General features: G+C 44.1%; 4 protein-coding genes. 1 reads left to right on the top strand and 3 read right to left on the bottom strand.

Annotated elements, in window-relative coordinates:
- Positions 1 to 88: 88 nt before the first annotated feature.
- The 3 genes from recD to JMX50_RS03240 all read right to left on the bottom strand — a co-directional run bounded on the left by recD (position 89) and on the right by JMX50_RS03240 (position 11,606).
- Positions 89 to 2,296 carry an exodeoxyribonuclease V subunit alpha gene (gene recD / locus JMX50_RS03230; protein WP_201628403.1) on the bottom strand — a complete coding sequence of 736 codons (2,208 nt, stop codon included), beginning with the start codon at positions 2,294 to 2,296 and terminating at the stop codon, positions 89 to 91.
- Between the two features lie 101 nt (positions 2,297 to 2,397).
- The gene (locus JMX50_RS03235; protein WP_201628404.1) at positions 2,398 to 6,999 is read right to left on the bottom strand and encodes a UvrD-helicase domain-containing protein; all 4,602 of its coding nucleotides are present in this window, start codon (positions 6,997 to 6,999) and stop codon (positions 2,398 to 2,400) included.
- Between the two features lie 74 nt (positions 7,000 to 7,073).
- Positions 7,074 to 11,606, bottom strand: coding sequence for an exodeoxyribonuclease V subunit gamma (locus JMX50_RS03240; protein ID WP_201628405.1), 4,533 nt, complete (start codon positions 11,604 to 11,606; stop codon positions 7,074 to 7,076).
- Between the two features lie 545 nt (positions 11,607 to 12,151).
- On the opposite strand from JMX50_RS03240, the gene JMX50_RS03245 reads away from it, so the two are divergent.
- Complete coding sequence (locus JMX50_RS03245; protein WP_201628406.1) at positions 12,152 to 12,718, top strand: hypothetical protein; 567 nt, start codon at positions 12,152 to 12,154, stop codon at positions 12,716 to 12,718.
- Positions 12,719 to 12,734 lie beyond the last annotated feature (16 nt).

Raw genomic sequence — 12,734 nt, forward strand, 5'->3', positions numbered from 1 at the left:
GTTGAATGTTTTGAATGTATCGCATAATAAAAAAGCACCCACTGGGTGCTTTTTTATTGCTTATTGCTTTGATTGTAGTCAGGGGCAATTAAAACTGTAATGCCAAACCCGTATGACGCTCAGTGGGTGTCTGGACGGCCTTTTCCAAAGCAGATTTCGTACTATATATGGTTACCTGTTTTTTGGCACGGGTCACAGCGGTATAAATAAGCTCTTTGCTTAGCAATCTTGCATGACTATTATCAAAAGTAATGGCCACATGATCAAACTCAGACCCTTGCGATTTGTGAATGGTCATCGCATAGGCGGTGGCAATCACCTCTTCATTAAGTAGATTGACGGCTATCCCCTGCTTCTTATTTTCAAAGAACACCTCGAGTCCACTACGCTCATCACCAGTTTGCAAACAAAAACCAATATCGCCATTAAATAATCCTAGCTCATAGTTGTTTTGAAGAACCATAACAGGACGACCATGAAACCATGTGTTTTGACCCAGTGGTAGCTTAAGCTCAGTAAGGTGCCATTGAGTAAGGTAATTATTAATATAATGGTCGCCCCACTCGCCATTATGGCCGGCAGTTAACACCCTGAACTGATTAAAGGTTTCCATTAATGAAGCAATGGTATCTTTAACTGATTCTGGCATGCATTTTTCTATCGTATTTATCAGCAACGTTTTGATTTTGTTTGTGTAGGGATGGTAATTTAAGGTGAGGTTTGAGATATCTTTATTATTACTTAGGCTATTTTCTATCTTATTATCTAGAGAAGCTTCAGTTTGTAAGGTGTTGATGCTATTTACATATTGAAAGCTCAGTGCCTTATCATGCTTTAACAACTGCCAAATAGCATGAGTATCTGTCTCCGTTTTGTTGATTTGATAAGCAAGCTTACCGATACCCGAGTCTGCTGTAAATCGACGACTCTCTGTTAGCTCTGCATGAATGGGTTGTAATAGTGGAATACGGCACAAGTCAGCCAATACCGCCCCTGCATCTACCGCTGCTAACTGGTTCGCATCTCCTAACAATATGAGCCTTGCGCCCGGCTTTACCGCACTCACAAGATAGTTCGCCAGCTCCACCCCTAGCATCGATGCCTCATCGACGATGATAATATCTTCGCCAAGTGGATTATTGGCATCGTAACGCGGTCTGCCCGTCCGACCGATACCTAATAAGCGATGAATGGTTTTTGCCTCTTGCAACTGTAGTTCAACATCCGCTGCGTCTAACGCTGCCTGCAGAGACTCTTGCATGCGCTGTGCAGCCTTACCAGTTGGTGCTGCTAATGCCAAGCTGGCACTGTCAGTACTGAACCTAACGCTTTCAGACGCATCTGCCCCACTCTCTGCTGCCTGTTGCAGTGCAATCACTAGCTGAGCAACGGTGTAGGTCTTTCCTGTGCCTGGCCCACCAGTAATAATGCTAAAGGCGTTGTTATTAGCGACATTAATTGCCTTTATCTGATGTTCATGAAGGTTTTCGGGTATTGCTATCTCTAGCGGTGTTACCTGCTGGTTTAAAATAGTATTGATGCGCGCGGCTAAGTTAAATTCTGCTTGCCAAGCTCTGTGTAACCAAAAAGTGATTGCTGCGTTGTGTTTATCAGCCTCTTTGTTATTGATAAGCTGATAAACGATAGGTTGGTTATTTTTGCTTAGGCTATTTTTATTTTCATTATTGTTTACGTTAGCATTAACGCTAGCGAACAAAGTGTGCTCATCGATTAACTTAGAAAAAAACGTTAAGTTGCTATTTTTCAATAACTGATAGAGTGCCGCTACTGCATCAAGCCTTTTAACCAACATCTCTTTTTCATGATTACTGAGTGCCAGCTGCGCCCATAACTGGTCTTGCTTAGCAAACAAAGTCTCTAGCAATACAAATATTGATGGCTCAGCCGTAATATCGACCTCTGATTGAACCTCTGATTGAGTATCAATCAAGGCAATAATCGGCGTTGCTAGCATCTCTAACAGCTGCTGTTGCCAAGCATATAGTGTCACCAGCTCGCCATTGATTTGACCGCTCAGCGGTACTTCATGCTCAGTTTCCTCAATGGTGAGTACAGTATGTCCCTCTTCTAAATGCGTCGCCAACATAGTGAATAAAGCCGTAAATAAGCCACTATCTGATGTTTTATCTATTTTTGCGCTATCAGTATTAGGCTTGGCATCGGTTACGTTATACGCTAAATGCGTTTGCTGACGGCGCAGCAAAATATAATCACTGATGTTGCTGGCCCAGCTTTCTTGTAAGCTAATAGCAGCGCTGCTCTTATTATTATTCATAGATTATTACTCATGGTCTGTTTTTCTCTATATTTATATGATTAATCGCTATAGTAATTTGTTGCATCAAACCCGTTATTTTATGCATTTTGTATAGCCTGCTAGCTTGGCATGCCAAACAATGCATCTAGGGCTTTAATAAAATCAATAGGAATGTCCCAAGTCACTAATCCATAGCGTGCACTGCTTATTGATTTATGCTTTATTGAATTACTATGCATTAAGTTGCTACCGTCAAGCGTATTAGCCTCTTCTGCTGCCTTAATAGCTAACGAGGCAGCTGGATCATATACGCCCCGTAAAAAAACATACTCCACCGCGCCCAAATACTTATCTTCATTGCCTGCATAGTCATTAATCCGCATAGATAAGAATCGATGCAACGCCACCTGATAAATCGCTGCTTGCAACCAATATCCTGCTTTGGACATTGCTTGCTTGAGGGTGTTTTCATTATAATCGCTTAGGCTATTTCCTAAAAAATTACTCTTATAGTCGACGACGTAATACTTGCCAGCATGCTCATACACCAAATCGATCTCACCACGTAAATAACGATACAAATGCGCTTTGTTTTGCGGAACAAGATTGACATGTTTGTCGGTTTCATTAGGCAGGTACTGTTGAAAGAGTCTATTAATATCTTGTGCTTTAAAACGCTCTGACAGCCCCATATTGAACTCTAATTCAGCGAACCTCTGACTTGCATCGATAGAGCGTAACGGTTGATTGGACGCTAATAGCGGCGCATCTAGCACCTCCTCAATCCAGCCAATGAGAGCCTCATGCTTGCTAGCATCTATCGAGTCAGGATTAAATGATTCAGGATCAAATGCCCCCTCATCTCCTTGCTCTTGCTTCTTCGCTTGTAATCGACGGCTTTGGGTTTCAGCGCTACTATACACCAGTGGCAGCTGATAGCTACTGATCGCTCTATCGATAACCTGAGACCACTGCGATTTATTATTAAAATCAATTTTTTCAAATATCTCATGCAAAAATGTACCCGCATTGGCACCTTTCACAAAAGTAAAACGAATATCATCCTCTAGCTTGAGACTTAGCTCATCGACTTGCTCAGCAGACTCATTATCATTCAATGATGGCACAACTGAAACTGAGGTTTCGGTCATATCAATATCTATCGCATCATCAATACGCTCATCCATGATAGCCATTGTCTGCGTTGATTCATCTAGCTGACGGGCTAAGGCGGTAAAACTGGTTTTAGCCCAACCATAAAAGTAATTAATTTTCATAACCTCTGAAAAATCATCATACTTAATCGGCTCTGTTTTGGGCTTAATCGAGGCAAGCGCTCCATTATTAATTGATGAGCTTATTTTAGCTGTAGCACAGTTATCGTTATAGAACTCATTGACCTTATGCCCTCTAATCATACCTATGGTGCCTTTGAGTCTATCAGGCAATTCAAATTTTGGCTCTGGTGAATCAAACCAGTAGAACACCGGTTTTAATTCAAACCCTGTTTTATTATGGGGATCTCGCAGCACCACATAAAGCTGCTCACTGGCGCGAGTAAATGCCACATAACCAAGCCGGCGCATCTCATCAAAGCCCTCTTGCGTCTCCATATCGGTATAGTAGCCCTCTGTGGTCGCAGAGCCTTGTACAGGCGAGAATCGGCGCTGATTGCCTGTCGATTGCTGAGCTAGCGCTGACTGATTTTGTTGAGTATCATCTTGCTGGCTAGGGTTTTGTTGCGCGTTATAGAGATACAATCCATATTCTTCTTTATTACCTGACTTCCTACTGGCATCGCCCATACCCAGCACATAAACAATGGGAAACTCCAACCCTTTTGATTTATGAATGGTCATCAGCTGCACGCCAGACTCTGTCGGTAGCGGATACTGCTTAGCCCAATCACTGCTAGGAGCGGTATCTATGTTTTGTCTAAACCAGGCTAGCAGCTCATATTCACCCATGCCGATACCATACTGTGCCAAGATATCCATCACATGACGCAAATCCATAATATGACGCGCGCCTTCTGGATGCGCTGCTAATGCTTGCCAAACGCCTTGCGGCTGCACAGGGCTTTGATCTAACAAGTAATGCATGGCCGATAATATACCAAAGTGCTGCCAACGCTGTGTGCCTTCTTTTAAATAGCTAATAAAGTCTTGATAGCTTTTCTTATTATCAACGGCTTTTGTATTAGCGCTATTTAAATCTACAACCCCTGACTCATGGTCAGTCATCATGGCTTTGATATCTTTTATACTCAGGCCATACAAATGACTGGTCAGCACCCGATTAATCATGTCATGACGATACGGATATAGCATGGCACTCAGCAGCGCTGCCACATCCTCTGCCATGATAGTTTCAAAGATACTGACATCACTGGTGGTCAAGGTCGGCACATTGAGTTTTACTAGCTCGTCTTCGACCCGTTTTAAGTCTTTTTTGGCACGTGCCAGCACGCCGATATCGCTCGGCTGAATCGGTTTGCCTTTTAATGTCTGACCACTGCTGAGTAAGGTCGCAATATGACGCGCTGTGATTTCATGCTCATCGTACTCAAGCTCTTTGTCCTTATCATAAGGCAGGTGCAACACACTCACTGGCTGAGCAGAGAGCACGTCACTCACTAAATCGCTATTTAGGTCACTGGTTAGTATGTCTGGCTCATTAAACCAAGACAGCTGATTTTCTTCTTTATATGCTTTAATGTGCTGATAATAAATACCACTACCTAACTGTGCGAGCCTATTCTCATTAGTCACAGGCGCAGGCATACCAAACCAGCAATTTAGAGCATTAATCACACTGGCGTTTGAACGGCGGTTAATATCGAGCGTCCAAAGGCTGCTTTTATCAAACTGGGCTTTCATATAATTGTAGTTGGCGACATCACCGCCGCGAAACCCATAAATGGCCTGCTTAGGATCACCCACCAACAACAAAAACTCATGGTTGGCTTTATTGGTATTAGCTCGTTTGTCATTGGCCGACGGTTTACGCTTCGGCAAATAAATGCTTTCAATCATAATGGCTTGCTCGCCATTGATGTCCTGCGACTCATCAATCAATGCCACTGGATAGTGATGACGAATATAACGCGCCAGCTTCTCTCCTTGCCGACCGGTTAATGCTTGGTTCAAACGTACCATTTGCAAGCTAAAGGTGGTTTCACCGCGCTCTTCTAAGATAACCGGCAGCCTGTCACGTACCGCCAGCACGATATGGCGATTTAGATTGGCTAAGACAGTAATGATGTATTCATCAAGCTTTTTACTTTCTTCAATATACCGTTTAAAGTCACGAACCACCTGTAACTCATTAAATATTAAATTAACTCTTTCCCCGTCTTTTGGCTTGTAAAACTGTTTGCCTATATCATCAGTTTTCTGAAAAGCTTCAATTAACTTTCCAGTATAAGTTTTTTTGTCTGATATGAACTTATAAGCGGCTGGACCAGACTCTTCTAACACTTGAATGATTTTCGGCCAAGACTCTCTGTTATTCTGCAACTGTCCTTTGGGAACTTCATAATATTCGCCGTCAGGCTTAAAGAAAGCATCAAGCTCATCGCTGCGCTCAATGATACTGTGGATAAGCCGCTCATAACCCTCAAAAGAAAAATCACTGCTCACAACTTCATTAATCGGCGCAGAGATAAAATTAAGCGACCGAGTCACATAACTTTTATGATCGCCAACCGCCGTCAGCTTACCTTGCTGATCCATCAATGCATACAGCTTAGGCTGCTCATGATACAGCCTACTTTGAAACTGACGCAGTTCATCATGAATAATACTGTCCGTCACTTGCTCAATACTGCTGTCTTCAATAATAGCCATGCCTTGCTGATGACCGGTCTCGCTACTGTATTCCTTCAACCATTTCTGCGCCAAACTATCAAGGGTACCGACAAACAGCTTGTCCAAGGTGGTTAATACCAGCGCCGTGCGTCGAATGGCTTCCGTCATGGGATAGCTGTATACATGATCAAGCAAGTAGCCGACCAAATGCAGATTAATAGGGTCTTGCATGATGTCATCTAAACGCGCATATTTAGCCTGAGCGACCAACCAATCCTCACGATCTTTTTTTGCTTGGGCGCACTTTTCAGCAGCGGCTTTTTTGTCATGAACCCTGTCATAAACAATGTCTTGATTTAGTTCATCAGCATCTGTTTCAGCGTTTGAATCAGTATTTGAGCTATTGACTGCTTGCTTATCCTCCTTATCCTTATCCTTATCCTTATCCTTATCAGGTGTCACCTGTAGTATATGCGGATACAAACTCTCTTTATTAGCGGGGTCAGCACTCAGGCTATTCACCCATTGCAGCAGCTGATAAAAATCCACCAAACGATCATGAATGCGCTGACGCATCTCAGCTGCAGCGGCGCGAGTAAAGGTCGTCGCAATGATTTGCTCTGGCGCACGCCGTGCTTCAATCAACAGACGCAGTACAATGCCAGTTAGTGTCCACGTTTTACCAGTACCGGCTGACGCTTCGATAAGATGCCGACCCGTCAATGCAACATCAACCGCTGGTATCACATCCGCCTTATTCTTAGGCTTAGTCATGTCGTCATTCGCAACATCACTGTCAGTCATACCCTGATATGTATCAAATAAGTGAGGCGATTCATTCAGGTACTCGGCGGATGAGTGTGGCTGGGTAGAAATGTCCATCATGTGAGTGGTGGCGGTAAATTCTGTCATAGGGGCGTACACTTTTTATTATTAATTAAGCCAAAGGGCAAAAAACGAACCGTTTTGAATAACCAACTAGCCAGCTAACTATCTAAACCTTGTAGGGCAGTAAACATCGGCTCATACAGTGGCTGTGCTAACGTCGTTAATGCTGCTGATAAGGCTTTAAACGCGTCTTGATCACGCAGTACATATTGCCAAATGGCATGCTGCGAGCAGGTATCGTATACCGTGTCTACATGATAGTTAGGTCTTAGCCAATCTGAGAAGTCTGCGCGTTTTGGCCAATAGCTGCCAATCTCATCTTCACTCTCTTCCGCTTTTGTACACTTATCAAGATAACTGAGCCCATATTCTGGCAATAAGGTAATCGGCACTTGACCTGCTAGCTTGCCAAACATCGCCCACTTTATGAGCTCAGCTACGGCATCTTCATACACAATAGGGTTTAGCTTAAAGGCGGTTACTTTTTCATATTTTTTGACTTGTGAGTTGGGCTTATTAAAACGCCAAATACTCACCCCATCATTTAATACGACTTGCTCGGCAGTAGTGCGTCTGGCAACTTGCCAATACAAATGCGACAACCAAAACTTGATTAAATGTTTGGGGCTAGCAGAATTGGGCAGTATGTTTAACCACTGCTTGGGGGATTGCTCGGCATAGGACACGCCAGCCTGTAGATTAGCGCGATTGTTATTAGCATTTATTGCTACTGATATTGGTACTGAGCCTTTTATTTTAATGAGTTGAGGCAATAGCTTCAGTAATGGCGCATTATCAGTATCATTTAATACAGCCGCTAGCTCTATCTGAACGGGATGCTCGGTGGTTGGGGTCAGTAGCTGCAAACCACCTATATCGCTCTCCTCTAATATCGGGGCATCATCCAAGCCATTAGCAATTAGCTGCTCTTTAAATTCCTGACATTGCTGTTGCAGTTTTTGTTGTTGATTGGGCAAGGTCGTTTGGCGCGCTACACCTGCTGGCATGATTTTTTGATACATCAATATTGGGCTGTCTTGCTGAGCTGAGCTATCAGAATTGTTATTGGCGGCATCGCTCGCCAGCTCATTAATCAAATACTCTTTAATCTGATAGGTCGTCAGGCTGTCTAGGAATAGCGGCTCTTGATGTGCCATTGCTTCCTCGCCTTGCACCACATGTACCTTTTGAGTACGCAAAAATGCCTTGGCCGGATGACGCACTTGATAGGCCAATACCCCTTCAACGTCTATCTCTCCAATATTAAATACAGTTTCGGAAAGTGCCTTTTTAGTAGGCTCACCTACAGCAGCAGAATCACTGGAGACAGCTGTCGCTTCTAATGACAGCATCTCAGCCAATGCATCTAAGGTTTGATTGTCTAATTGTCCTAACTGACCTAAAGATTGACCAAGTAGCTGAGCGATTGATTCGTACTGTGCTTTGGTAGGCAAGCCAACCAGTTCTGCATGCTCACTAGATGTTCTACCCTTTAAGGTATGAAACACCGCTTGCCAAAGCGGCGCAGGCGGAAACTGACGTTTTTGCGCAAGCTTGGTTTTGCGCATGGCTTTATTCAAAAGAACATCTAGCTCATCTGCATTATCAATAAGGCTGTTGTCTTGAATATTATTGTCAGTGTGGATAGCTGCGCTTTCATTCAAATTGAGCTTAGGAGTGTCAGACGCTTGCTCAGCAACATCTGCGTCTTCAATGTCTGTTTCAAACAAACTCTCATGAAAAGGCAAAGCTGGATGCTCCGTCACCAGCCACTGTTTAATCAATTTAGGTAAATAACGCTTAAGGCTCTCGGTGGTAGAGTCAACATTCTCAGGCAATGTGTCTAACGCTTCAAGCGAGTTGACCTGCCACTGCACCTCACCTTGCAAAAACTGTAATAGCTCACTGACTGGGTTGGCTGGCAGGTGCTCGTGGGTGTCTGTCAGACTTTGACCGTTATAAAATATCCAGCAAGCGCTGCGCGCGCACAGCAATGCGTCTAAGAACGCACCATTATCATCATCTTCACTGACTCTATCACCGCGGCGGGCATTGGTGGCTTTCATCAAATCATAGCGATTATCAAGATCACGCCCAGGGAATTCAGAGAGATCCATATTGAGCATCACCACCAAATCAAAAGGCACGTTTCTTAACGCACCAAATCGACCAAAGGTAATCACCCCAGTCGGCTCGGCACTGACCTGCTGACTCTCAAGCTCCGCTTCAATACTGTCCAGCATAAAGCTCAGCTTTAATGGCAACTGCTCAACGCCTGCCAGCCTTTGCTCTACTTCTTTTTTGTTAGCATTACTGACACTATCGCTACTGGCGTACTGTCTATAGTGGCGATTGGCTCTCAGGCTTGATTTAAAGCCATTCATAGCGTTATAGATGGCGCGCATCGTACGGGTTTGATCGACATCACCGAAATAGCGGTGAATGACTTGCGTCTCAATCTGATCGAGCCAATCCTCCGCTTTTAGTTTTTGTGTATGATCATCACGGCGCGCGGTCAAACCGGCATAAATACGACAAAGCGCTTCAACAATCATCGCATCGTTTAGGCTCACTTGCGGTAGCGGCAAACTCATCTCTGGCAAGGCTGTGCTTGGCCAATCTTCCTGTGCCAAAGGATATAAGCAATTGCTCAATTTGGCCTCTGGCATTACCAGACCCAAAGTTAATCTATCTAGCGCTTGAGCAAAGGTAAATCGGTAGTCATAGTCGTTGCTATCTAGGGTTTGTTTAAGATGCCATTCATCAAAGCCGCGGATAAAGCCTGCCTCTACCAGCAAATCACAGCCACGGCTCATCTGGTCATGGGTTAAGCCAAAACTTTCATACAGCGGTGGCAGCATCAGCCAATCAAGCACCTCTGCCGCTTCAAAGCGGGCACTATGGCTGCCTAATAACTTATAAAAACCAATAATGGCTTCCCATAGCTGGCGAATATCCGCATCGACAACACCCGTCACTTTTGCTGGCAGGGTCAAACCGTCTTGACCTTTACCGCTGACGAAAATAGAGCTGATCAGCGCATGGTGACGCTCAACATCGGGTAGCAAAACGACAATATCGGATATATGGCGTTTTTTCTCACCAGATTTTAGCGGTTCATTCAACCAGCGCCCAATCATGATACGCAGTACTTCAAGTTGACGCTGCAAACTATGACACGAATGAATGCTTAGGCTATTATCTTGCGAAGACATTGCCCAAAAACGCTCCTTCTCAAAGCGTTTATTTTCTAACACTTCATCGTCATACCATGGTGTCTCTTGCTCGTCTTGATCAGAGCCCGTCTCTAATTGTTTACTGACTGCTTGCGAGACTTTTGCTGCTGTCGCTTGCTGGGTAGACTGCTCATCCAGCATCAACACATCATTTTGCAAACGCCTTAATAAACTTGCGCTATCTTGCACATAGTGAGCGCTGTCATCAAAGCCAATACCAAACTTATCACTTAAGCCATCATCGCCCTCATTAAAAATATCCTGCCACTCGACGAGTGCATCTTGGTATTGCTCATTACCCGATAAATTAGCAAGCATCGCAAAGGTATCACGTGACTGTTTGCCCAAACGCGATAGCAAACTGTGACCATAATCACGTAAAAACACGCTTTCAGGGTTAATAATCTGCTGACGCTGTAGCCACGACTTATCAACAATATCTGCCCAAAACAGCTTGGATGGGTTGTAGTGCAGCAGTGTGATATTCATGTATTGTGATAAGCGCTGTAAAAAGTCGAGCTCGGTTTGTGGCAATTGCTGAATGGTAAAAATACGCAGAACTTTTGGCAGCTGAGCACGTTCATTCGCCTTGTTTTCTTTTAAGGCTGACCAAAAGGTATCCTCAAGCGCGACACGGTGCTGATGCACATCGGCAAACAAATGCGACCATAAGAAACGCTGCGCGACCTCTAACTCTACATAGTGCGCCACCAACCACTCAGGCGTGCCACGCGCATACTTATCGAAGCGCAGGGATAGTGCATCTTTATCTGCTATCAGCGCATCTACATTAAGCGGCTTATTGTGTGACCATAGGTCCAACCAGTCCTCACGATGGGTCAAATAGCGGTTAAACACCCTCGCCAAATCACTTGCCAGCTGCCAAATACGCGCATCTTGTTGCGCCTTATCCTGTCGTACATTGTCTTGTTGTACGTTGTCTTGTCGTGCACTGTCCTGCTGAACTTCTTCTTGCGGCTCATCGATTAAAGACGCTAGCAACGGATGAACTGGGTGTTTTTCATCAGCGACAATCGCCTCTTGATAGTAGGTCAAATAGCCAAACAAGCGCCACTGCATTACCGTTGGTGACAGCACTGCCACCTCAGGCACATTGAGGGTTGCCGCATCAGGGTTTTGTTCTAACAAATAGGCATTGTGACGGCTTAACACATCCTGCATCAATGTCCACTGATACTGACCCCAAAACGTCGTCGTCACTAAGGTGCTAATACCCGCTTGACTTGCAATAGACTTATCTAGCCAATCACCAAGTACCATTGACGGCACAATGACCACAAACTCTTCAAAAATGGGTTGATTTTTGGACTTATAAGCCTCCAACAACTGCTCAACCAAAAGCTCGGTACGGTGGGACTGAATGATTTTAAACATAAAGAATAGTCTGATTGAATTAATAAGGTGAATAATAAAATGGCGTTAAGAAAAAGTAACATTAAGAAAAATTAACGTTGAGAAGTATGGCTGACTATTATAGCGCCGTCTTTATAGTAGCTTCTCAGTAGACAGCGCACATCGATGGCGTTTAAGAAATGCGACAAGCAGTACTCACCAATCTATGTTTCTAGGTCGTTACTGCACTGTATTTCTGCTAGCATACTGAGCGTAATCTAATAAATAGCCGCATAAAAATAATAGCAACGGTTAACGACGAGCGACTTATTAATCATAAGCCTGAGAAATTGTAAAATAAGCGGATATTAGTGTGCCATTGATGCCGGTTATTTACCAGTCTATTCATCGCGGTAGAAACACCGCGCGACAGTCAGTGTCGTGCCATTACGCCGCTTAATTTGCTTGAAGACTATTTTTCTACAAGACAAGATATTATTATCTTAATTGATTGTCTTATGTCGCTGTTTACCGTTGTTGATACTTAACTATTTAATCTTTTTATATTGACGAGATACTATAATACTATGCCTTTGCGTCCCATTGATGCCATCTTCGTCCATCCTAAACGACGTTTATATGTTGTATACTATCGCGGTGAGCTGTGGGCACTGCCGCGCATGAAAATTGATGATAGGTCATGGCAAAACAGACAGCCCTATACCGATGATAGCAGCTCGCTTTACTTAAGTATTCATCAAGCCATTAGCGACCCCGTGCTCGCCCAAAAACTGCGTACTTTAAACTTGCCAGCGGCGGTTCGCGGCAGTACGTTACCACGCTTTGAGGCATGGTGGGAGACAAATGGTTTTAAATGGCTCAAAGATAAGCTTGCGACAGGTGAATCGCCTTTAGCCGCGCACCAAACGGTAGCGCCCAAAATAGCAGTGGCAAAAGCGATTGACAAGCAGACGGTTTCCCCTTCAAACTACCAAGCTGCGCCATTAAATAACGCTAGCAGCATTAAGAAAAATAGCCCTATTAAACAAAAAAGTAGCGAGCAACAAACAACAGCTGCTGCAGTAGAAGCGACAGATATTTTTGCTGATATGCTGGCAGATTTGGCGGATGAGGTGTTAAATCAGCACGAGTAAATTTGCTACCATTCGT

It is taken from the genome of Psychrobacter maritimus (assembly GCF_904846345.1).
GTDB lineage: Bacteria > Pseudomonadota > Gammaproteobacteria > Pseudomonadales > Moraxellaceae > Psychrobacter > Psychrobacter maritimus.

Bases quoted from the DNA above. Each gene is read 5' to 3' on its own strand.
- recD (WP_201628403.1), bottom strand. From the start codon at position 2,296: ATGAATAATAATAAGAGCAGCGCTGCTATTAGCTTACAAGAAAGCTGG.
- JMX50_RS03245 (WP_201628406.1), top strand. From the start codon at position 12,152: ATGCCTTTGCGTCCCATTGATGCCATCTTCGTCCATCCTAAACGACGT.
- JMX50_RS03240 (WP_201628405.1), bottom strand. From the start codon at position 11,606: ATGTTTAAAATCATTCAGTCCCACCGTACCGAGCTTTTGGTTGAGCAG.
- JMX50_RS03235 (WP_201628404.1), bottom strand. From the start codon at position 6,999: ATGACAGAATTTACCGCCACCACTCACATGATGGACATTTCTACCCAG.